The 21418-nt window shown below is 44.7% G+C and carries 21 protein-coding genes; 8 read left to right on the top strand and 13 right to left on the bottom strand.

All coding sequences use genetic code 11. From position 1 onward, the window contains the following. Window positions 1–121: 121 nt before the first annotated feature. Window positions 122–529 carry a YndM family protein gene (locus NST70_RS03010; protein WP_014096061.1) on the top strand — a complete coding sequence of 136 codons (408 nt, stop codon included), beginning with the start codon at window positions 122–124 and terminating at the stop codon, window positions 527–529. A 145-nt stretch (window positions 530–674) separates the two neighbouring features. On the opposite strand, the gene NST70_RS03005 is transcribed toward NST70_RS03010, so the two are convergent. Then, on the bottom strand, window positions 675–2507 hold the full coding sequence (locus NST70_RS03005; RefSeq protein ID WP_342476182.1) for an Ig-like domain-containing protein: 1833 nt from the start codon (window positions 2505–2507) through the stop codon (window positions 675–677). 550 nt (window positions 2508–3057) lie between these two features. Here NST70_RS03005 and NST70_RS03000 point away from each other — a divergent pair. From NST70_RS03000 to NST70_RS02990, 3 genes are all read left to right on the top strand, one after another. Further along, window positions 3058–3276 carry a DUF1659 domain-containing protein gene (locus NST70_RS03000; RefSeq protein ID WP_017551951.1) on the top strand — a complete coding sequence of 73 codons (219 nt, stop codon included), beginning with the start codon at window positions 3058–3060 and terminating at the stop codon, window positions 3274–3276. A 24-nt stretch (window positions 3277–3300) separates the two neighbouring features. After that, window positions 3301–3519: a DUF2922 domain-containing protein gene (locus NST70_RS02995; protein ID WP_017551950.1), complete on the top strand. Its 219-nt coding sequence runs from the start codon at window positions 3301–3303 to the stop codon at window positions 3517–3519. Window positions 3520–3582: 63 nt separating this feature from the next. Continuing rightward, window positions 3583–3723 carry a YvrJ family protein gene (locus tag NST70_RS02990; protein ID WP_013858438.1) on the top strand — a complete coding sequence of 47 codons (141 nt, stop codon included), beginning with the start codon at window positions 3583–3585 and terminating at the stop codon, window positions 3721–3723. A gap of 247 nt (window positions 3724–3970) precedes the next feature. Here NST70_RS02990 and NST70_RS02985 read toward each other — a convergent pair whose 3' ends face one another. Continuing rightward, on the bottom strand, window positions 3971–5029 hold the full coding sequence (locus NST70_RS02985) for a tartrate dehydrogenase (RefSeq protein WP_061565672.1): 1059 nt from the start codon (window positions 5027–5029) through the stop codon (window positions 3971–3973). Between the two features lie 455 nt (window positions 5030–5484). Then, the gene (locus tag NST70_RS02980) at window positions 5485–6702 is read right to left on the bottom strand and encodes an MFS transporter (protein WP_061565673.1); all 1218 of its coding nucleotides are present in this window, start codon (window positions 6700–6702) and stop codon (window positions 5485–5487) included. Window positions 6703–7201: 499 nt separating this feature from the next. Here NST70_RS02980 and NST70_RS02975 point away from each other — a divergent pair, with 499 nt between their 5' ends. Both NST70_RS02975 and NST70_RS02970 read left to right on the top strand, forming a co-directional pair. Next, complete coding sequence (locus NST70_RS02975; protein WP_017551945.1) at window positions 7202–8116, top strand: LCP family protein; 915 nt, start codon at window positions 7202–7204, stop codon at window positions 8114–8116. 765 nt (window positions 8117–8881) lie between these two features. Then, on the top strand, window positions 8882–9247 hold the full coding sequence (locus tag NST70_RS02970; RefSeq protein ID WP_035190882.1) for a hypothetical protein: 366 nt from the start codon (window positions 8882–8884) through the stop codon (window positions 9245–9247). A gap of 292 nt (window positions 9248–9539) precedes the next feature. On the opposite strand, the gene NST70_RS02965 is transcribed toward NST70_RS02970, so the two are convergent. Both NST70_RS02965 and NST70_RS02960 read right to left on the bottom strand, forming a co-directional pair. Further along, window positions 9540–10721 (bottom strand): PLP-dependent aminotransferase family protein, encoded by a 1182-nt coding sequence (locus NST70_RS02965; protein ID WP_061087061.1) that lies wholly within the window; start codon window positions 10719–10721, stop codon window positions 9540–9542. Between the two features lie 411 nt (window positions 10722–11132). Continuing rightward, window positions 11133–11843 carry a FadR/GntR family transcriptional regulator gene (locus tag NST70_RS02960; RefSeq protein WP_014096073.1) on the bottom strand — a complete coding sequence of 237 codons (711 nt, stop codon included), beginning with the start codon at window positions 11841–11843 and terminating at the stop codon, window positions 11133–11135. 216 nt (window positions 11844–12059) lie between these two features. Here NST70_RS02960 and NST70_RS02955 point away from each other — a divergent pair, with 216 nt between their 5' ends. Then, complete coding sequence (locus NST70_RS02955) at window positions 12060–13733, top strand: L-lactate permease (protein ID WP_014096074.1); 1674 nt, start codon at window positions 12060–12062, stop codon at window positions 13731–13733. Between the two features lie 288 nt (window positions 13734–14021). Continuing rightward, on the top strand, window positions 14022–14159 hold the full coding sequence (locus NST70_RS02950) for a hypothetical protein (RefSeq protein WP_014096075.1): 138 nt from the start codon (window positions 14022–14024) through the stop codon (window positions 14157–14159). A gap of 59 nt (window positions 14160–14218) precedes the next feature. Here NST70_RS02950 and NST70_RS02945 read toward each other — a convergent pair whose 3' ends face one another. The 8 genes from NST70_RS02945 to NST70_RS02910 all read right to left on the bottom strand — a co-directional run bounded on the left by NST70_RS02945 (window position 14219) and on the right by NST70_RS02910 (window position 21407). After that, entirely contained in the window at window positions 14219–15580 is a 1362-nt protein-coding gene (locus NST70_RS02945) for an APC family permease (protein WP_014096076.1), read from the bottom strand. Window positions 15581–15591: 11 nt separating this feature from the next. Further along, window positions 15592–16497, bottom strand: a complete 906-nt coding sequence (locus NST70_RS02940; RefSeq protein WP_014096077.1) for an acetamidase/formamidase family protein — start codon at window positions 16495–16497, stop codon at window positions 15592–15594. Window positions 16498–16562: 65 nt separating this feature from the next. Next, a complete protein-coding gene (locus NST70_RS02935; protein WP_230090522.1) occupies window positions 16563–17231 on the bottom strand; it encodes a hypothetical protein in 669 nt (222 codons plus the stop codon). 673 nt (window positions 17232–17904) lie between these two features. Continuing rightward, a complete protein-coding gene (locus NST70_RS02930; protein ID WP_014096079.1) occupies window positions 17905–18609 on the bottom strand; it encodes a response regulator in 705 nt (234 codons plus the stop codon). Next, window positions 18606–19358, bottom strand: coding sequence for a histidine kinase (locus NST70_RS02925; RefSeq protein WP_225620958.1), 753 nt, complete (start codon window positions 19356–19358; stop codon window positions 18606–18608). The genes NST70_RS02930 and NST70_RS02925 overlap by 4 nt, the downstream gene beginning before the upstream one ends. 871 nt (window positions 19359–20229) lie before the next feature. Beyond that, on the bottom strand, window positions 20230–20445 hold the full coding sequence (locus NST70_RS02920) for a hypothetical protein (protein ID WP_035182436.1): 216 nt from the start codon (window positions 20443–20445) through the stop codon (window positions 20230–20232). Window positions 20446–20478: 33 nt separating this feature from the next. Beyond that, on the bottom strand, window positions 20479–20910 hold the full coding sequence (locus NST70_RS02915) for a hypothetical protein (protein ID WP_230090520.1): 432 nt from the start codon (window positions 20908–20910) through the stop codon (window positions 20479–20481). Window positions 20911–21131: 221 nt separating this feature from the next. After that, the gene (locus tag NST70_RS02910; RefSeq protein ID WP_014096084.1) at window positions 21132–21407 is read right to left on the bottom strand and encodes a hypothetical protein; all 276 of its coding nucleotides are present in this window, start codon (window positions 21405–21407) and stop codon (window positions 21132–21134) included. Window positions 21408–21418: the final 11 nt, after the last annotated feature.

Below are 21418 nucleotides of genomic sequence, written 5' to 3'. Positions count from 1 at the left end.
TAAGAACCCGCATTAAAAGTTACAATTGGAAAGATTTTCTGTACAGAATGCCTTCATTTCCCGATTAACGGCTGCAGAAGCGGGTAATGATATAGTACAAACACCAAAAGGAGGGACCGTTATGGATCATGCAAAGGCGTTAGTGATAAAGTTTATTATGGTCGCAGTTGTGTTGGGCATCATTTTATCCGCCATTTTCAACATGCCGTTTGGCGATATGATCGCCACTAGTGTAGTACTGACCATTCTCGCATATGTCCTGGGAGATTTAATGATTTTCAAACGGGAAAATGAACGGGAAGAGGATACGCAAAGAAATATCATGGCGACCGTCGCCGATTTTGTTCTGGCGTACCTTGTCGTGTGGCTGATGGGCAGATCACTCGCCCCGGACATGGACAATCTGTTATGGGCGGCGCTGGCTTCGAGCATCGTCATTGCAGCCGGCGAATGGTTCTTCCATAAATATTTACACCATCTTTTCCATCACACGCCTGACCGTGAATATACCGGATACGGCGGTGACTGATTGAAAAAACGGCAGCCGGATGAGCTGCCGTTTTTTCGTATTCCTATAAAAACTTACCATTCATCAATAAATCATCCAATCGGCAAGCATCAAGTTTTTTAATCACTACGCAATTTTTTCGGCCAAGCAAAACTTTTACTTTCTTTCACCTTACCGTAACCGTTCTTGTTTTGCTTTTGTTTCCGGCTCTGTCTTTCGCGAAAATGGAAAGCTTCGTGCCTTTTTTCTGTTTGCTGATTCTTACACTGTATGCGCCTTTGGCATTTACTGTGGCTTTGCCGATCTGTTTGCTGCCGCGGTATACATAGACAACTGCTGATTTTTCCGCTTTACCCACAACATGCGTGGACTTCGTTGTGACATTGCCGGCAGTCGGCATGCCTGGTGCCGTTTTGTCTTTTACTATAACTTTTACTTTGCTGCTTTTTAAACCGGCCTCTGTATAAACATAGAGGACGGTTCCGGCTTTTTGCTTTGAAACCGGGACTTTAAAATATCCTTTCCCGTCCGCTGTGCCGCGGGCAAGTATTTTTCCGTTCTTCATAATGGCTACTTCGATCCCCGGGTCGGAGCTGCCGGAAATGGATGTGCTATTATCGCCGACAGTCCATACTTTCGGTGTTTTCGGTTGCTGCGCCTTGCCGCCGATACTTCCCGACAAGAGCGTATATGTCATATCCCGTCCTTTTCCAGACGGAACGGAAAAGCGGCTTGGTGAAGACAGCTTTTTCACAACCGCCCCGCCGCCTTTTAGCTTCAATGAACTGCCGTTGTAAGTTTTAATTCGGAGCGGCTTGAACGCGGCATCCCCTTTAAACCCGTATAATCCGTTTGTCTGCTTTAAGACGAGCGCGGCCCGGAAATCGGTCATAAACTGCCCGAAAGTCAGGTTCGGGTCAATGTATTTTCGGATCACATCCTCGATAGCTTTTTCATTTGTATTCGGATCGTCCATGATTTTTTTGAAAATGGCATCGCCTTGTCCGCATTGAATTTTCAAATACTCCATGAACAAATAGGACAAGGAATAATTGGCAAGCACATCCCCGTTACTATCCCAGTAGAGAAGCGAGTGGCCGTTTGGGATTGAAGCATCGTTGTTATAATCATCAATCCGATCGGAAAGCGGCTTTCCGGTATAAATTTGCTCTGCGGCCATGGACATCCCTTCGTCAATCCATGTATCAAACGTATCCCAATGGTGCTGGACGAACACTTTCTGGTTAAAAGAGATCATATGCTGAAACTCATGGGCGAGTGTCGAATACGCTTCGGTTACATTTTTCGATGTTCCGGTGCCCATCAGCGGGTATGTGTCAATATAAAAGATTTCCGACTTGTTGGAAGTGTCGGCATCAAAAAGGTCAAGCGGGTAAAAATAGCCAGCTACATATCCGCCTGAGCCATCAAACCCGTCCTGGATATCATAACAAAGAATATTCACTTTCCCATTTCCATCAACATCGGACGGCATGCCGAAATATTTTGTATCGAGCGCATAAATACGGTTGTCAAATTCTTTTCCAAGCTGGGCAGCCTGGGCGTCGTTCAGCTGGTTATTGTATACCCAGACATCCGCATGCGGACCGCTGTATAAAAGCTTAGCACTTATTTGATAATCTTTATTGCTGGCAAGATTGGACACCCAGAATTTTTTCGTATCTCCCACCCGGGGAAGACGGGCCCTTTTCGTATCCATGCGAACGGAATACTTCCGAAGGCTTAAATATTTTAATAGATCAAATGGCTTCTGGTAATCAATCCGGTAAATGTTGCTCTTTAACTTTTGACGGAGCGCTGCCAGGTTCACAACCTTGAAGGTGCCAGTCGGCTCTGTCGAAAGGCTTGAGGCAGACTCGTTGCTGACAAGTTTATAATAATCCTGAGCCGACGCGCTTCCGCCTGCACCGAATACCCCGGCCGGCAGTATAAACAATAGCGATAGTATAATAGGCAAGGATAATGCCCGTCTGAACATTCTCAATGAAATTCCTCCTGCACCTTTGTCCGGGCAACCCGGCAATTTTAAAAAGTTGCTTCTTTCATTCTAGCACAGCAGGCCGAATTTTGGCTGTCCGGTTCAGGAAAAAGAAGAGCGGAGTTTTTTAACCGTCCTTGTTCCCATTTGCTTGGCTGTTTCATCCTGCTGAGCGGATTCTTTTGCAACAGCAGGGGCCGTACCGCTTTTTGAAAAGACGTTTTTTGTGCAACCTTTGGGAGAATTTCTTAAGGGCCGCCCTGCACACTTTGGGGGCATGTCTGTTAAAGCAGCGGGAAATTTTTCATATTCCCGCTGGATGGTGGAGTTTTCGGCCGCGGCTGTAGCCCTGGCGCTACTGTTTCCATTTCATTTACAAAAGTCCTGTCATATGGTTCGGCTTTGTTTAACCAAGAGGATTATTTTCTAAAACGATTGTCCTGCCTCTGTTGCACTGCCCGCCTCCTCTCCCTGTTTCTCTCTTTTCAACAAAAAAGTACCCTTTTTTCTATTCAGCCGCTATATAAGGAGTGAAAGGGGGTGAGCGGGAATGGCACAAGTCCATTTAACAAGTTCCCGCATTTCATTAATCTTTGATAACGGGGTGAATGAAAATGGAAAACCGGTAACCAAAGCGAAGTCGTTCGCCAATGTGGCTGCCTCTGCAACACCCGATGCGATCCGGCAATTTGCAGACGCATATGCTTCACTGCAGCAAAAAGCGCTGGTCCGTGTAACGCGCACTGACTTGAACGATATCAGTGAGTGAAATAAAAAAAGGGGGAATGGATAGATGAAAACTTTGGAACTTCAGTTTTTAACGCAGGATAACAAAACAGTGAGGGTTGCAGTCGATGAGCCGGCAGAACCCATCGATACGGTGAAAGTGAAAAACGCCATGGCTCAGATGCTCGGCTCGGGCGTGCTGGTCAGCTCATCCGGCACGGCGCTCTCCAGCGTGAAAGGTGCACGTCTTATTGAGCAAAACATTACTGAATATACACTGGCGTAATCTTTTGCCCCCGGTTCCCGTTTTCGGAACGGGGGCTCTTGATTTTACAGGGGGAGAGGAGAAATGCATGAAATGGTGTCGCTCATCAGTGAAGTCGGGTTTCCGGTCGCTGTCACCGTCTTTTTGCTGTACCGGATTGAGGCCAAGCTTGATGCGGTGATTGAATCGATCCAAAACCTGCCGGAACGGATGAAGGGGATCTGAAAGGGAGGGGCTTATGTGCAAGCCCCTCCCTTTTTCCGGATGGATCATTTCCCGGTCCGGTCGTTATTCATTTGTTTAGTCACATACCTGCAATTGCTCCATTTCCGCAAAATCCACGCTGCAAAGGATATATTTCGACGAAGGCAGCCCACCAAGCCTGCATTTCACTTCTTCACTCATCTTCCGGTAACGCTCAGCCGCGGGCTCCCGGCTCAGACCGATTATTTTTATACAGGCTTCGCTTTCTTTAAGCTTGTAAAATGCGCCGGCAAACTGCTTCTGTTACTTCTTCTGTTGTTGCCGTTCCGCCGATGTCCGAGGTTTTGATGCCTTTTTCAATCGTCCATTCGATTGCATCCATTATCGTTTCACCCATTTCTGTTTCGCCAAAATGATCGAGCATCATTTTAGCTGTCCAAATTTGGCCTATTGGGTTGGCAATGCCTTTTCCTGCAATATCCGGCGCCGAGCCGTGGACAGGTTCAAACATGGAAGGATATTTCCCGTCCAAATTGATGTTCGCGGACGGCGCAATGCCGATGCTACCCATAATCGCGCCGCCAATATCTGTTAAAATATCCCCGAACAAATTGCTCGCAACAATGACATCAAAAGTCTCCGGCTTCATCACCAGAAAAGCAGACAGCGCATCAATATGCATGCTGTTTACAGCCACATCCGGATAGCCAGCCTTTACCTGGCTGAACACCTCGTCCCAAAAAGGCATTGTGTGGAAAATGCCGTTTGATTTCGTTGCACTGGTCAGGCGTCGGACGCGTTTTTGCGCCAGTTCAAACGCATATCGCATCGCCCGCTCTGTTCCTTTTCTTGTAAAAATTGCATTCTGGATCGCAATTTCGTCTTCACCGCGATGAATTCTGCCGCCAACCTCGCTGTACTCCCCCTCGCTGTTTTCACGCACGACAATGAAATCAAAATCTTTCGGGTCCCTTAACGGGGACTGCAGCCCTTTGAAATACTTTGCAGGCCGGATATTCAGCACCTGTTCGAAGCCGCGCCGGATTTTCAGCAAAAGGCCCCAAAGCGACACATGATCCGGCACAAGCCTTGGATTGCCGACTGCCCCGAGAAAAATAGCCTCATAATCTTTTAAAATCTCAAGCCCGTTATCCGGCATCATTTTTCCCTGATCAAGATAATAATCACAGCTCCACGGGAACGCCGTGAATTCGAACCGGATTCCGCCATGCCGTTCCGCTGCCGCATGCAGCACACGGATGGCAGCCGGCACCACTTCTTTTCCAATCCCGTCGTCCGGGATCGCCGCGATATGGTATGTTTTCATTCTAATCCCCTCCGTTAAAGCGCTCCCAATTATATTCATTTTACCATAAGCATGAAAATGAAATGCTTTATCATCCCTTAAAATCAGATTCTTATTCCGTTGCTGCCCCCGCTGCGCCAAGCAAGGTAAAGATAAACAACATACGTTCAACTTGGTGATTTTCAGAGGGTGAATGAACGGCATATCGCTTTAACCTAATGTGCCAAGCCATTGTATGGGGAAAGGTAAAAAATAAAGGCAATGAGAAAACAGCTCATTGCCTTTTGATTGGCTAATTTGTACGCGAACAGATCGGGCACGCCCTCCGAATTTTTTCCGCTGGCGTTCGAGATACTTGTCACTGCTGTTTGATCACTGACTTTTTCAGCGAATGGCCGCGGGCACGCCGCTCATTCCTATTTGCATCAAATTTTTCCGGTTAACGGCAGCGGGCAGCAAACGGGCACATGCTGCCGCTATTCTCCCTTCGATTCTGCATTCCCCGACACGCCTGTTTTCAACATTGGAAAAACAAAGCACAGCCCGATAATGAAAAACAACGCAGCAAGTTCGAAAACAGCCGTGATCGAAAACCATTCCTTCAATGCCCCCGCAAGGCTCATGGTCACCACCATGGAGCCAGTGAAAAGCGGGCTCAAAATGCCGTTCACCCTGCCAATAAAATCGGATTCCGTATTTTGCAGGATCAGGGTGTTAATGCCGATCTGGATGCTCGGCATGAAAAAGCCTGAAACGAGTTCGGCGGCGAGTGTCAGCCAAAGCGAAGTCGAAGCACCGATTACCGCAAGCCCAATGGCATTTGCAAGCATACCGGTGAACAGCATTTTTTGCGGTGAAGCAGATTTTGAAAAGGCCATGGAAAAAGCCCCGCCTGTAATCATCCCAATGCCATTCACCATCACAAGCCATTGCAGGTTCTCTTTCGGCAGGCCGAGACGGTCCGTTACGAGGAAAATATTCATCGGTTGGATAAAACCGACGCCAAGCCCTGCCGCCAGAAAACCAAGTCCCAGCAGCCGCAATTCCTTTTTAGATAATACATAGCGAACCCCGCTCGTCATTTCCTGGAAAATATTCGACAATTTTTCCTTCTTTTTCATGGCCTGGTCTTTCGGGATAAATGACAAACTCGCGGCGGAAAACAGGAAAGCGAGACCGGTTATCAAAATAGAATAATCGATTCCAAACCTTTCATAGGCAAACGTGCCGACCACCGGGCCAAGAATCATAAAAACAGCAAAAATGGTCTGGTAAACGGCCATTGCCTGCTGGATCAGGCGTTCCTCAAGATGCATTTTAAACAGTTTCATCCCGGACGGTTGCGAAAACTGCGACAAAATCGAGGAAATCAGTGTTGCAAAAAAGACGGACTGCCACGAGCCAAAAACAAGCGCGCCGATGACGCCAAAAATGGACACGGCACTCAGCAAATCACACCAAACCATTGTTTTCTTCGGCTGCCAGCGGTCCGCAAATGTCCCGCCGATAAAGCTAAAAATGAAAATGGGCAGGAACTCCGCCACTGAAATCATGGAAACGGCAAACGGGTCGCCGTTTGTTTTTTCTGTCACAAACAACAGGACGGCAAAATTCCGCACCCAAATGCCCACCTGCAAAAACAACGCGGATACAAATACCATCCGGACAAACCGATTTCTCAAAAGCTCTCCCACAAGCGCCCCCCTCTGGTCAAATCTGTCTCATATCGTGCCATTATCATACCGAAATTGAAAGCCTTAAGCAATACAGAAGCACCCGTGTAAAACAGAGTGCGAAAAAATGCATGCAAACTTGGGAAACGGAAGCCCGCAGGCAAAAGGTGAAAAAAATCGGCGCATTTGGCCGCGTGCTCCTTTTTTCCTTCGTCCAGTCCCTTCTCATGCCTGCACTCAAAACAGACATCTATTCTGCTTCGCCCGGGCCTGGCATTTTCATGTCTCCATACGTGCCTCTCCTCTTTTTCGTTCCCTCACGCGTCCCAATCCAAACCGTTTTTCTTGCGGCCATTTTCGCTACATTTCATTCACGCCCAATTCCTCTTCTTTTCCCCATAAATAACAAGAGAAAGGCCGGACCATTGCATAAACGAAAAATCCCCGTTAACAATTTGGAAAAACCATGATATGATAGCGATTAGATTAAATAAAAAATTCAAAGAAAAGGGTCGAAAAAATGAAGAAGAAAATATTCATCACACTCGGGATTCTCTTAGCGATCATCGTGATCGGGGGCGGAGGGTTCGCCTATTACGTCTACCATTCTGTCCAAAATGCCGCAGATAAAATGTATGACAGCAAATCCGTGAAACCATCCGAGAAAAACACTGAAAAAATCAAAAGTGAAAAACCAATTTCCATTCTTTTACTCGGCGTAGATGAGCGGGCCGGAGATGTAGGAAGATCCGATACGCTCATTATTCTTACACTGAACCCGCAAAAGAAAGCCATGCAGATGATCTCCATTCCGCGTGACACGAGGACAGAAATCGTGGGCAAAGGAACATTGAATAAGATAAATGCGGCTTATGCTTACGGCGGGCCAAAAATGGCACTGGATACGGTAAACAAATTTGCTAATTTAAACCTTGACCAGTACATACGCTTGAATATGGAAGGATTGGCTGACCTTGTAGATGCTGTCGGCGGTGTAACCGTCTACAATAAAATCAGCTGGCATGACGAAGGGTATTATAAAAAAGGCTACTATTATGCCAAAGGGAACATTACATTGGATACCGGCAAAAAAGCGCTCGGTTATGTAAGAATGCGCCACCTTGATCCTCAAGGTGACTTTGGCCGTAACCAGCGCCAGCGTGACGTCATTATGGCCGTCATTAACAAAGCGGCGACCATCCAGTCTTTCTCGCGTTATCAGGAAATCCTGGCTGCGATCCAGAACAATGTCAAAACAAACCTGACACTTGATGATATGAAAAACATTGCGATGAACTACCGCGACTGCCGCCAAAATACGACAGACTATGAAGTTAAAGGCAACAGTACAACCATTGACGGCATTTACTATCTTAATGTTAGCCAGGCAGAACGCGACAAGGTCCACAACATGGTGACCAATATGGAACAATAAAGACAGGCAGGCCCCGTTGTCCGGAGCCTGCCCTTTTCAATTTTTATTTTTGCTTTTCCTGCGGTTTTACCGGAGATCTTTCCGGCTCTATGTCTTTGTTATGATGCTGTTTTTCCTGTTGTTCCGGCGAGTCGCCTTTTTTGTCCTTGTTGTAATCCATTTGGTGCCCTCCTCCCGGTTGGATTAATGTTCCTTAGCATCACTGCTTGTCTATTGTAAAAATACCCGGTAACTGCATATGCTAAACAAAGGGGAGAGGCTGCCCGCTTTGGCGGAACAAAAAATGTCTATTCGGACAAGCGAAGGCAATGGATCCCTATAGCTGCAACGGATAACCAGGGGCTTAGATGGAAGGTGATCCGGCCACCGCTTTTGCTCTTTTACCGGCTTTCCATTCAAACGGGAGCAAAGGCAATATAACCTGTTACCTGCCGCAGATCGTTGCCGGCACTTGCCCCCCGGCCGAAGCGAAGGCAACCTGCTTTTACAAAAGCAGCCGCGGAAAACGGAACGCTCAAAACAGCCTGAACAAAACCCATATTACAAAAGCCCATACCGGAATGGACAAGCCAATGCCAATCAGACAGCCTTTCGCAAAATCTCCGTCTTTTCCATTCATCTCTTCATTTTCCTTTTTAAGTAATAGGATGCATTCGCCTCGTTGGCGAATAGGGTGAACATTATTATAACAACCCATCTCCTTAAAACCAAGTAAGTATTGACAGGAACGTACGTTTGTTTATATAATGAAAACAGGTGATCCGTATGCCGCAAATCTTAACCGAGGAAGAAGAAAAGCTGATCGAGGCATTTATCCTCCTGCCGCTTGCCAAAAGGACGCTGGAACGGGACCAGAGAGCGATCCGGGCAAGCCTGTTAAAATTTAAAGAGCCTTATCTTTTTGCGACGGACCAAATGCTCTTGCAAATTTCATCCTGCCTCGCTCAGGTCAAACGGGAAGCCGGCAGAAAAAAGATGCGCTTTTACAAACAGAACGACCTTTCCTATACCGTGTTTGTGCGCGGCTGGCGGTTTGAAAAGAATTACCACCCGCAAATAGCAGCGGAGTGGGTTAAAAACCGAATCACCAGTTTCTTCCTCCCGTTGCGCCTGCCTTTTGAAGACCGGTAAGGAGCTTGCGAAACTCAGCAGCTTCAAGGAACGCCGCCCGGGCCGTAAAGGGCGCCAAAACGCCTATTCATGAAACATTCCAGGGATACATGGGATTGAATACCGCTGATAAAACATTCCGGCATACACGGGATATTGAAGACCGCCGGGTGATAAGGAGACGCCGCCCTCTTTTTAAAGAGCGTGAAAAAAAAATCCCAATATACGAATGACAAACAGCCAGGTAAGCTTGGAGAACCCGGGAGCCCGGAACTTTTACATGCCCGGAAATCCCTTTTGCAGTTCCTCCCCGTTAAGTGCTTGTTTTCTTCCACTTTTTAAAACTTTCTTCCAGACGGGAAAACCCTTTTTTCATTTCCTCATCACTGCAGTAGGCGAAACAAAGACGGATTTTTGTGTTTCGCCCCCGCTCAAGCGTAAAGGCATCACCCGGCACAAACACGGCGCCGTCCTGTGCCGCTTTTTTCATCCATTCCGTTACACCGCCTTTTTTGACATCGATCCAGTAAAACAGCCCGCCGGCCGGTTCAGCTCCTTCCCATTGCTCCGTCTCGTGCATATGCTGTAAAAACCGTTTTGTCCAGTCTTTCCGTTTTTCATAAAAGTGTTTTTGTTTTGCAAGAATCTGCGTCCAGTTTTCGGAAGAAATGAGTTTTCCCGCCAGCATCTGGTTCATGGGCGATGTGCAGGCGTCTGTTACCTGCTTAAACTGTTCGAGTTTTTTCAGAAAGGCCGGGTGCGCGAGAATAAAGCCGGTCCGCATCGCCGGCGCCATAACTTTTGAAAAACTGTACAGGTATATGGTTCTTTCTTTTAAGGGATCGAGTTCGAACAAGGAAGGAGGGCGGCCGTGAAACAGCAGATCACGGTACGGATCATCTTCTATAATGATAAAATCATACTGGTAAGCGAGTTCAATGAGTTTTTTCCGTTTTTCGAGAGAGGTGGTGACGCCGGTTGGGTTTTGAGCATTCGGAATAATATAAAGCGCTTTCAATCTTCTTGTTTGCAATGTTTTTTCAAGAAAATCGACATCCAAACCGTCTTGTTCAAGCGGAATGCCGACCGCCTTGAGCCGGTACTGGTGCACCGCCGAAAAGGCAATGGAATACGTGTACATTTCCATTGCAAAACCGTCCCCTTCATCCAGCAGCATTCTGCAGACAAGGTCAACCCCCTGTGTATTGCCGTTTGTCGCCATGATATAGCTTTCCGGAATATTTTCCGTTTTAGAGATAACATCCACATACGGCCCAAACCCTTTTGCACTGCAATACTCATACAGGCGTGCCGGGTCTGCCTCAAAGATTTCATTCATGATGCGCTGCAGTTCTTTTTTCGGGATCATGCCGCCATTTGGCATGCCGACGCTGAAAAATACCGGATCCCGGACAGCCGGCTCGATGCTGTCCATATACACATCAATCGCATTTTCTTTAATCTTGCCGCTCAACGCTGAAAACATTTGCTTCATCGCCGCCGCACCCCGCTTTCCATTTGCTGAAAAATTGCCTATACCCTATGTATATGGGAAAGCGCGGAGGAAAGTGACACAAAAAATAAAGCATGAAATCAGACAAGAAGACAAGGCTATAGTATATCCAAGCCGCATGCCCTTGTCATCCACCCGGAACATCAGCCGAGAAATTCACACCACCTCATGTTTCCAGCTGTTGTGCTTCGGTATTATCCTGTCATCGAAAGCCCGAAGTCATAAGAATCGGCGCAATACAAAAGCCTGTCCCGCTTGAAAAATCTTTCAAAGCGGAACAGGCTTTAAATTTCCTCTCATTCTCAGGTGCCAATATCAAGGGAGCCGGACTACCCCAAAACAGATCCCCTGCTGAAGATAAGGGCCGGATTTGCATTCATGAAAACAGATTGGCTAACGCAGAAAATCCTTTAGACTGTTTTCCACAAACTGCAAATGGTCGATCATGGCCTTGCGCGCTTTTTCGCTGTCCTTTTCTTCGATGGCTACCCTGATTCTTTCATGTTGCTCATACAAGGCGCCCAATGTGGAAGGATCAGAAAAAAGAAGCATTCTGCGCGTTTCTTTCATTGCATCCTCCATCGTCTCGGCAACCTGGTTCATCAGCCCGGCAAGAATCGGATTTTGTACAGCCTGGACAATGGCAAGATGGAAGGCAAGATCTGCTTTTTCACCGAGTTCTTCGTTCCCCGTCGCCCGCTTCATATCTGCGAGCGCCTGCCTTATCCTTTCCAGATCAGCTTCGGTCCGTTTGACAGCGGCCGTGGCGGCTGCTCCGGCTTCGAGAATCTTCCGGACTTCAAGCAGATTTGCCACATCTTCCTGATTCATCAGGACTGCCTGCGAAATGGGATACGAAATCCCGCTCGCATCAAAGTTACGGACAAATGTTCCCTCTCCCTGTTTTAGCTCAATATAGCCGAGCGCCCTTAGTGACGTTAACGCTTCTCTTATAGCCGATCTCCCCACGGAAAACTTTTCTGCCAAAAGTGGCACCGGATCAAGCTTATCCCCGGGCTTAAGCTCCCCGTTTTGGATCATCTCTATCAATTCATTTGCCACTTGTTCATAAATTTTTGCAGGTTTAATTTTTTTATATTTCATGTTTTCTCCTCTTATCCCTTTTCTATATTTTATGAATAACAGCAATCCGGAAAAATAGCAAACAAAAATTTTAAAAAAAGAGTTGTTTTTTCTTTTTATTATACTTATACTTTTTAACGTGTAAACCTTATCATCTGATGACTATTTCATCTAATGACCTTAAAAATTGCAATTGGGATGGATTGGAGAAAATTTTTCAAAAAGGAGTGGAGATTGTTGGAGTACGTACAAAATTTTATTCCGCTTAAGGGGCATTTGTTTTTATCCGCACTGATTGCTGCCTTTCCGATTCTGTTTTTCTTCTGGGCACTCGCCATTAAAAAAATGGCGGCACATCTTGCAAGCCTTGCCACGCTGGTGATTGCGCTGCTGATTTCTGTAATCGTTTACAGAATGCCGGCCGTACTGCCGGTTATGTCAGCTACCCAGGGGATTGTGTATGGGATTCTACCGATTGCCTGGATCATTATCAATTCTGTGTTTTTATATAAATTGACGGTCAAAACCGGCCAGTTTGATGTGATCCGCAACTCGGTCGTATCGATCACGGAAGACAGGAGATTGCAAGCTTTATTGATTGCGTTTTCATTTGGCGCTTTTTTGGAAGGTTGTGCCGGGTTTGGCGCGCCGGTTGCGATTACCGCTGCCCTGCTTGTCGGGCTCGGATTCAATCCGCTTTATGCAGCCGGCATCTGCTTATTGGCCAACACTGCACCGGTAGCATTTGGCGCAATCGGGTCCCCTGTAATTGCGATGGCAGGGCCGACCGGTGTTTCTGCACTGGAAATTTCAAAAATGATCGGGCGACAATTGCCGCTTATTTCCATGTTCATTCCGCTTTATCTCATCATTGTCATGGCGGGCTTTAAAAAAGCAATGGAAGTGCTGCCGGCGCTTATTGTATCAGGCTTGTCCTTTGCCTTGACGCAGTTCTTTGCTTCCAATTTTCTGGGGCCGGAACTGCCGGACGTTTTATCAGCACTCGTATCTTTGGTTGTCCTTGCCGTCTTCCTAAAATTTTGGAAGCCGAAAAACATATTCTATTTTGAGCATGAAGAGGCTGCCGCCGCGCTCGAAACGCCGCCTGTTTCCAATACAGGCGGGCAAATTGCGAAAGCATGGTCGCCATTTATTGTCCTGACGGTTTTGATCACCATCTGGGGCATCCCGCAGATCAAACTTGCGCTCACCGGGCAGTATGCCGGAGCGAACCCGGTTTTAAAGGCTCTAAACCCGATCGGCGGAGCGGCTTCGTTCAGCGGGAATGTGCCATTTTTAAACAATCATATTATCAATGGCTCGCACACCCCGATTGCGGCCATGTATAAGCTGGATCTGCTTGGCACTGCAGGCACAGCGATTTTTATCGCAGCCATTGTCACGAAGTTTCTTTTAAAAATTACATGGAAAGCCTGGTTTGCCGCATTCTTTGAAACGTTAAAAGAATTGAAGTTTCCGATTCTTACCATTTTGTTCATTGTCGGCTTTGCGTATGTCATGAATGCTTCCGGCATGATTACTACATTGGCATTGGCGCTCGCCAAAACAGCCGCTTTGTTCCCGTTTTTCTCGCCGGTACTTGGCTGGCTCGGCGTTTTCATTACCGGATCGGACACCTCGTCCAATGTTTTGTTTGGCACGCTTCAGCAAGTTTCAGCTCAGTCTGTCGGCATGAACCCGCTGCTTGCCATTGCGGCCAATTCATCCGGGGGTGTCACGGGAAAAATGATTTCTCCGCAGTCGATTGCCGTTGCCTGCGCTGCAACCGGGCTGATTGGGAGGGAAGCACAACTGCTGAGATTCACAGTCAAGCACAGTATGTTTTTGCTTTTCATCATTTGCCTGCTCACCTTCCTGCAATCCAACATCCTTTCCTGGATGGTGCCTTAATCAGAAACCCCGCTGCGGACATTTCGCGGCGGGGTGTTTTGTCTTCGGTCACAGGATTCCGGCAAGCAATTGAAGGCGCTTCCCAAATGGCAGATAGCCAGATTTTGTGTTCGATTGCAGGATTCCAGGCAGCCAGTGGGATTATGACTCGGTGGAAAACCCGTGGCGGGACGTTTTGATGAAGCTCTGTAGCGAACGGGCGGTTTTGCACGCGTATGACGGCCGATGTTTAGAAACTTTTTCGCGCGGGTATTCAAATGACAACACGAAACGAAAGGAGCATGGCCGATGCCACATACAGGTGAAACACCGGGAAAAGGCGAGTATAAATGCAAAAACTGCGGGGAACAGATTACGCTCGATGAAGATAAGGACAGGCTCCCTCCATGCCCGAACTGCCACGAAACGGAGTATACGGAAGCGTGAAAAATGGAAAAATCATACAAAGAGCAGCTGTCATCATGCAGCTGCTCTTTTACAGATGGTTATTCTAAATTTAAAGCAGTGTCTTTTTTAAACAGTTTCAGTACAATAAGATAGACAATGCCGATTGCCAGCCAAATAAAGCCAAGTTTCTTGGAGAGCGGATCAAGGTTAATCCATACATAGCCGATAACCGCAAACCCAATCAACGGCATTAGCAAATGTGCCACATAGTTTTTGCTTTTTTTCTTCCTCAGAAAGTAATTCATGACTGATAAATGCAGAAACAGGAATGATGAAAGTGCACCAAAGTTTACAACGGAAGATAGCTTTCCAATTTGTGATGAAAAGAATGCCGTGACAATGACAGAAACGACCGCAATCAAAAGTGTACTAAGATACGGCGTCTGGAATTTCGGGTGAACCTTTGCAAGAAAACCAGGCAGTTTTCGGTCACGGGCCATACTGTATAAAATGCGCGAAATGGCCGCCTGTGCAACAAGCGCATTGGCAATCCCCCATGAAAAAGCGGTTGCGACAATCGTCAATACTTTGAGCCATGTTCCGCCTGCAATCTCAGCGATTTGATAAAATGCTGTATCGGGGTTTTTAAACGCATGATAATCTGGCCATATTAAAGCAGCCACCCATGTTTGGATGATAAAAAGTGCACCAACGGCTAACAATGAATAAACACAAGCTTTTCCAATCGATTTGCTTCCATCCTTTGTTTCTTCTGCCAACGTGGAAATCCCGTCAAATCCTAGAAAACTTAATACGGCAATGGACACCGCTCCCATTACCACATTCATGCTGAAATGGCTATGGTCATACAGTGGCTTCATTGTAAAGTCCGCACCGTTAATGCCCTTAATAATTGCCGTAACGCCTACCGCTAGAAAAATTGCCAGCACAATTAATTCAAGTATTACAATAATTTTATTGGCTTTTGCTGTGAACTCTATCCCCCGAACATTAATTACCGTATTAATTGCAATAAACAGTACAGCCCAAACTACAATCGGAATTTGTGGAACAATATCATGCAAGGCAGAAGCACTGACGAGGTATAGCAATGCCGGCACAAAAATATAGTCCAGTAAAATCAGCCAGCCTGCAATAAAGCCCACTGAATCATTGATGCCTCTTTGTGCATAAGAGTAAACAGACCCGGCGATGGGGAAAGCTTCTGACATCCGTGCATAACTGAATGCGGTAAAAATCATTCCCACCATTCCAATTAAGTAAGTCAGCGCCACCATACCGTTTGAACCTTGAGCAACCGAACCGTAAATGCCAAATGGCGCAATCGGCACCATAAATACCATACCGTATATGAGTAAATCCCAGAAAGATAAAGACCGTTTCAGCTCCTGCTTATAAACAGGCTGCTGTTCCAAGCTTGCAACTGCTTGTTCTGCCATTTGCCCGCCTCCTAAAAGATTTCTTTTATTCCTAGTTGATGAACGATCAATTTTGGCACGAACATTCTCGCTGTTCTCAGCGGGTCAACAATCTGGCTGACCTGTACGTCCCCGGCTGCGCTTAATAACATCGTAACATCACTAACCGGTAAGCCGGATCGCTTGGCCAAATAATGAACCATTTCTTTTACCGCCCCCTCTGCTGCTTCATCCAGCGTCGGCTTTGACACGATAAAAGCAAAGCCGTCTTGATTTTCAACAACAGGGGTATGAATGGTTTGCCCTTTTATGACAGTCAGAACGACGGTTACCCTCGCTGGAATCTCAACGCCGGATACGCACACTTCTCCATCTCCCATTGAAGCGTGGACATCCCCTAAAGAAAACAACGCACCTTCATGGAATACCGGGAAGTACAACGTTGCACCCTCCGTAATTAAAGTGGTATCCATATTGCCGCCATGTTCTCCCGGTGTACCACAATTTACTTCTCCTTCATGGGGGGCAACCCCAATCACACCAATCATTGGCCTCAATGGGAAATGAATATTTTCATTAAAAGCTACCATGTCATTTTCAATTTGAATTTTTTTAATCGAAAAGTCTGTAATTTCATTCCCTAAAACGCCAAGTTCCGGTCCCGTTACCATCGTGCCTTCTTGACCCAGTTCAATTTTCTTAATTTCTACCTTTAAAATATCTCCAGGTGCTGCACCTTCCACATAGACCGGACCGGTTGCCGGATTAATCTGATTCCAATCAATAGCATGATAAGCTGTTTTTTCGCTTTCAATTTGATTCAAAAAGCAATCGTACGTTTCCACCACAATCTTCTCTCCTGATTCAACACACAGAGCAGGTTTGTTTTTTGCGCTCATTGAATAGACATACGTCTCTTTTGTAAGTAGATGTTCCATATTCTCAGCCTCCTTGTGTTACATCTTAAAATATTTCGAAGATTATTTTTTATAAAATCTTTACATTATTTTATTAAATCTTTACTCTTTGCTGTCAGAAACACTGCCAAGCCTGTTATAAGGGTGCCTGCTACAGTCACTGCAAGCCCGGCAGTAAACTTACCGGTACAGACAGCAATTCCATAACCAAGCATCCCGGTAATACAACCGGATACCGGAACCCGGACCGTCCTCCTTTTTTCCCCGACAAGCAAAGCATAAAATGGAAACGATACAGCTACATAAAACAAAAAGTAAAATTTCCATAAATAGACCATGTGATTTACCAATATGGTTGAACAGAGCAAAACCAACAGGACAAAAAGGAGAAAAACAAAAAAATATTTTTTGCGATTTTGAATGATCCATTTTTCCCCAAAAATATATACAAATATAATAGCTAGAGAAAAGATCGAAATCATGGTTTCATTTAACATACTGAACAACCAGACAATCGTAATCATTGTCCGAATGAAAGGGGAAAACGGAGCGGAAAAAATGGCTTGGCCCAGCTCTGTTAATGTCGTGATATGAAACCGGCTTAATAAATATACGGTAAAGATCATGGCCGAAAGCGGCACACTAGAAAAGCAGAAAAAAGCCAGCCGCACTGAGTTTTGCTTGTAATTTTGCTTGGTCGAACAAATGACTTGCCATAAAAACAAATGGGAGATTAACAATCCAATTAAGGCCATAAGAAAAGCTACTGCAAAAAGAAAGATATTTGGTGAATGCGGAAAAAGCATTGTACCGTAGTCTTGATAAACATGGTGAATCCCTTCCCTTAGATAGAAAAACGATGGGATAAAAAAAAGAATGAACCCGCACAAGATCAAAAATGAATAGCCAGTTCTGTAAATAACATGCATGCCGCCCAATCCGGCAACAATAAAACAAAATAGTGCTGCAAACCCGGTAAGCATGTAAGAAGGCATGTGAAAATACTCGAAAAAAATATGCCCACCAATAGATAGCTGCAATATGAGCCCTTCAAGGTTTGCAACCAGTAGTATAAAGAATGCAAATTTAAAGCCTTTAGGTGTTAATCTGTTTTTATAGGCGTCCAATAATGTCGGCACACTCCGGCTGTTTAATTGAATACGTTTAGTCAAATGCTGCACACATAGATAAGCCAAATATAAAATGATTGTAAAAGCAAAGAAACTATTAATGAAACCAAAGTGGAAGATGCTAAAGATCGGAACAGCCAGCAACGTTTGCGTAAATAAGGATATCCACAACAAAACGGTGCCTTTTTTCATGCCAAAACCCACGGCCGGAAATATTGATTGAAGAAAGCCCTGGCGGTTAATTTCCTCAAGGTTAAAAACGATAACCGCAGCAAATGTAAACAAAATGATGTACCAATCAATCATGATGCAATTTCTCCCTGTATTGTGTTGGTGTTTCCAGCACGTGTTTTTTAAAGGATTGGCTAAAATGATAAATCGAAGCAAAACCTGTTTCTTCCGCTATTTTTTGAATGGACCATTCGGGGTGTGCTTTAAGAAAAACTTTCGCCATCTCAATCCGGTATTTAATCAAATACTCCTGAAAACTCATCCCAAGTTCTTTGGAAAATTTCCGGCTTAAATAATTTGGGGAAACATGCACCTGGCTTGCAAGATCAGCCAAATTGATTTTTGAATGAAAGTCTTCCCGGATAATTCGAATTACTTCCTGTATGTCAGAGGACAATCCTTCAATATAACCATATTTATTCACATAGTTTTCAAGCATCCGGTACAGTTCTTCTGTGATAATCGGTTTAACAAGATAATCAAAAACATGCAGTTTAATGGCATGCTGTGCATATTGGAAATCTGCATGAGCTGTTATCATCACACATTCCGATTTATAATTCTCCCTTATATATGCACATAATTCCAATCCACTTTCCCCTGGCAAACGGATATCCAAGAAAGATAAATCAATCGGATGATTTTCCAGCATCTTTTTTGCCTGCACTGCATCTTCGGCTTCAAACAGCTCCCACTCTGGATAACGTTGCCGGATTAAAAACACGAGTTGCTCCAATTCAAGTATTTCATCATCAACAATTAATATATTCATACTTTTCCCTCCGGTGTATACGGCCATTTGACTGTTAAAATCGTACTCCCAGCCTCTCTGTTGATAGATAATTCTGAATGTAAATCATAGATTAATTCTAATCGCCTCTTAACATTGATAAGCCCTACCCCTAAAACGCCGAAACTGGCATTTTCTGACCCTGGCCCGTTATCTGCCACAAACAGTATCACCCAATTTCCTTCTCTTTCCAATCCAATTTGCAAATACTTCTCGCCGGGCTGTTTCTCCAACCCGTGTTTGAAAGCATTTTCCACCAAGGTTTGCATCATATAAGGAGGCATATAGGTTCGCCTCGCATCTTCCTGAATATCTATCTTTACTTTCAGGCGGTTACCGAACCGGATTTGTTGAATGGAAATATAGTGACTTGTATAAGCCAGTTCTTCTTCGAAAGCGACAAGCGCATCTTTTTCCGTATATTTGTAACGCAAAAACTTTGAAAATTCCTCAAGTGCATGCGTTAAATCTTTTGTCCTTCCAAGCCTGTTCAGCGAGAGCATTGCATTCAAAGAGTTAAATAAAAAGTGGGGCTGGATTTGCTGACTAAGCTGTAAATATTCCACTCTGTGCAGTTCTTTTTCCATTTCCATTTTTTTATTCTCCAGCTGCAAATAATCCAGCTCCTTATCCAAAAAACCAAGCAGCAGAAGAACAACATAAGCTGCAATTGGGGCGCCCAGTGACAGCATAACCAGTATTGTAAAAATGGTTTCAGCCAATGGCTTCACCTCTCAATAATTGTTATTTCTCTCTCTTTTAAGATCAAATTATATCACAAATCAGGCCAATGATTTTATCTGTTTTGTTGAATAGATAGAACAAGCGGATTTAAATATAATAAAGGGGATGAACAATCATTCATTTTAAAGGAGGAATTACCCGTGTCTACGTTAAATTCGTGGTGCCACTACTATTTTCCGGGGAAAATGACAGCCGCGTCCCGTTCAGTACCTGCTTTTCGTGGATGGCGGGCAGAGGGCGGGCTGATTGACTGCGGCAGCGGCTTTGAAATTTTCGACGAAATAAAAAAAGGAATACGCCGTCCAGTCTGTTTATCTTACCCATTACCATCTGGACCATATTTTGGAGGCGTATCTTTTTAAAAGTGCCAAAATTTAAGATGTAAAAAACTGAATGAGATAGAAAAACTGACAAAAGCGAGCGGCATGCTGAGCCCGGCCGACGCGGAGAACCGCAAAAAGTGGACAAAACAGCTGTTTGAAAAACGCCTGAAAACCGGCAGCCGTTGCTGAACCATACGGAAAAATGATATCCGTACGGGGAAAAGTTTGATGTAAATGGAATGAAATGTCGATGATCCATCCGCCCGGCCATACGGAAGGACACTGCTGCCCATATATTTCCGAAGCACGTATCCTTTTGCCTGCGATTTTGACCTGGCCTCTTTTAACCTGTGGTACAACAACGCCAACTCAGACATTTGAGGCATTTATCGCATCGCATATGCGAAGACTATATAAGTTGAATTTGGAATTTACATCTTTACGCACAGTCGGTTCATGTTCGTTTCCCTTCTTTTCTTAGTCCATCCGCATACGTTATTATCATGCCGCCCTCCCATTTCAAAGCCATCAGCCCTTATTCCTTTTCCAGCTTCTCCTTTATTTCAAGGATCTTTTTTTCAGAAAAGCCTGTTGCCTTTTTGATAAAATCTAGTGGCATCCCAAGTTTAATGAGATTTCGGGTGATCTCGATTTTCCCTTCTTGTCTTCCTTCTCGTTTACCTTCTTGTAGTCCTTCTTTTCTCCCTTCTTCTCTTGCTTCTTGTTTTAGTTCATCTTCATACGTTATCATCATGCCGCCCTCCTATTTCAAAGCCATCAGACCTTATTCCTTTTCCAGCTTCTCTTTTATTTCAAGGACCTTTTTTTCAGAAAAGCCTGTTGCCTTTTTGATAAAATCAAGGGATGCCCCAAGTTTAATGAGGTTTCGGGTGATTTCTATTTTTCCTTCTTGTCTTCCTTCTCGTTTACCTTCTTGTAGTCCTTCTTTTCTCCCTTCTTCTCTTCCTTCTTTTCTCCCTTCTTCTCTTGCTTCTTGTTTTAGTTCATCTTCATACGTTATCATCGTGCCGCCCTCCCAATTTTTGATTTCCTGGTTAAATTCCTTTTGGTAATGACTTTCGAGTTTTATCATGTGGTCCATGAAAATGAAAAGTGTCAGTAAATCCTTTTTATCGAGCTGCAAGCGATCTTTCATAACATTAAAATTCATTCTACCGCTTATAATCTCTTTCTTTTCATATTTGGAATTCTCCATTAACTTAACCCCTTAATAATTTTTAAGTGTCATTTATTCTAAGATTTTAACTTATTCATCATAACGGTCCTTTTTTCGTAAAACGTTCCAAACTGTTTTACAACAATGAGAAAAAAATAACCAATGCCAGCAATACCGTATTTCATATATTTTCTCCCGACATTCTGATCCGTAATTTTTTAGTTTGTTTATCTATACAAGCATAACAGCCACGTGAACTACTAGCCCAATAATAAGTAACCAAATAAAGAACGAAATATAATACTCATAAATGCCTCATCCTCATTATAAATAAAATGCCAGCCTGCTGATAAATTGTCCCATCCTACTGTATTCGCATGGGCTACTGCATATCCTATTCCAACAAAAACGATTGAGTAGAGAAAAGCAGCGATTAAGAAAAATTTCATTCGATCCATTGTTAATCGGCCTTCTTGAACTTCTAACTTGATTTCTTCAAAGTTTTCTTTCGTTAAGATTTTTTCTCTCTCCTTCATATCATCCTATT

Origin of the sequence: Weizmannia sp. FSL K6-0777 (assembly GCF_038593185.1) — a bacterium.
GTDB lineage: Bacteria > Bacillota > Bacilli > Bacillales > Bacillaceae_C > Weizmannia > Weizmannia faecalis.
Note: the sequence above shows the minus strand (reverse complement) of the source record. Positions and strands in the feature narration are given on the sequence as shown.

Coding starts and splice junctions, on each gene's coding strand:
- NST70_RS02970 (WP_035190882.1), top strand. CDS start 8,882: ATGCCGCAAATCTTAACCGAGGAAGAAGAAAAGCTGATCGAGGCATTT.
- NST70_RS02920 (WP_035182436.1), bottom strand. CDS start 20,445: ATGATAACGTATGAAGATGAACTAAAACAAGAAGCAAGAGAAGAAGGG.
- NST70_RS03005 (WP_342476182.1), bottom strand. CDS start 2,507: ATGTTCAGACGGGCATTATCCTTGCCTATTATACTATCGCTATTGTTT.
- NST70_RS02990 (WP_013858438.1), top strand. CDS start 3,583: ATGCATGAAATGGTGTCGCTCATCAGTGAAGTCGGGTTTCCGGTCGCT.
- NST70_RS02995 (WP_017551950.1), top strand. CDS start 3,301: ATGAAAACTTTGGAACTTCAGTTTTTAACGCAGGATAACAAAACAGTG.
- NST70_RS02985 (WP_061565672.1), bottom strand. CDS start 5,029: ATGAAAACATACCATATCGCGGCGATCCCGGACGACGGGATTGGAAAA.
- NST70_RS03010 (WP_014096061.1), top strand. CDS start 122: ATGGATCATGCAAAGGCGTTAGTGATAAAGTTTATTATGGTCGCAGTT.
- NST70_RS02930 (WP_014096079.1), bottom strand. CDS start 18,609: ATGAATATATTAATTGTTGATGATGAAATACTTGAATTGGAGCAACTC.
- NST70_RS02945 (WP_014096076.1), bottom strand. CDS start 15,580: ATGGCAGAACAAGCAGTTGCAAGCTTGGAACAGCAGCCTGTTTATAAG.
- NST70_RS02915 (WP_230090520.1), bottom strand. CDS start 20,910: ATGGAGAATTCCAAATATGAAAAGAAAGAGATTATAAGCGGTAGAATG.
- NST70_RS03000 (WP_017551951.1), top strand. CDS start 3,058: ATGGCACAAGTCCATTTAACAAGTTCCCGCATTTCATTAATCTTTGAT.
- NST70_RS02935 (WP_230090522.1), bottom strand. CDS start 17,231: ATGGCCTTAATTGGATTGTTAATCTCCCATTTGTTTTTATGGCAAGTC.
- NST70_RS02950 (WP_014096075.1), top strand. CDS start 14,022: ATGCCACATACAGGTGAAACACCGGGAAAAGGCGAGTATAAATGCAAA.
- NST70_RS02960 (WP_014096073.1), bottom strand. CDS start 11,843: ATGAAATATAAAAAAATTAAACCTGCAAAAATTTATGAACAAGTGGCA.
- NST70_RS02910 (WP_014096084.1), bottom strand. CDS start 21,407: ATGAAGGAGAGAGAAAAAATCTTAACGAAAGAAAACTTTGAAGAAATC.
- NST70_RS02965 (WP_061087061.1), bottom strand. CDS start 10,721: ATGAAGCAAATGTTTTCAGCGTTGAGCGGCAAGATTAAAGAAAATGCG.
- NST70_RS02975 (WP_017551945.1), top strand. CDS start 7,202: ATGAAGAAGAAAATATTCATCACACTCGGGATTCTCTTAGCGATCATC.
- NST70_RS02940 (WP_014096077.1), bottom strand. CDS start 16,497: ATGGAACATCTACTTACAAAAGAGACGTATGTCTATTCAATGAGCGCA.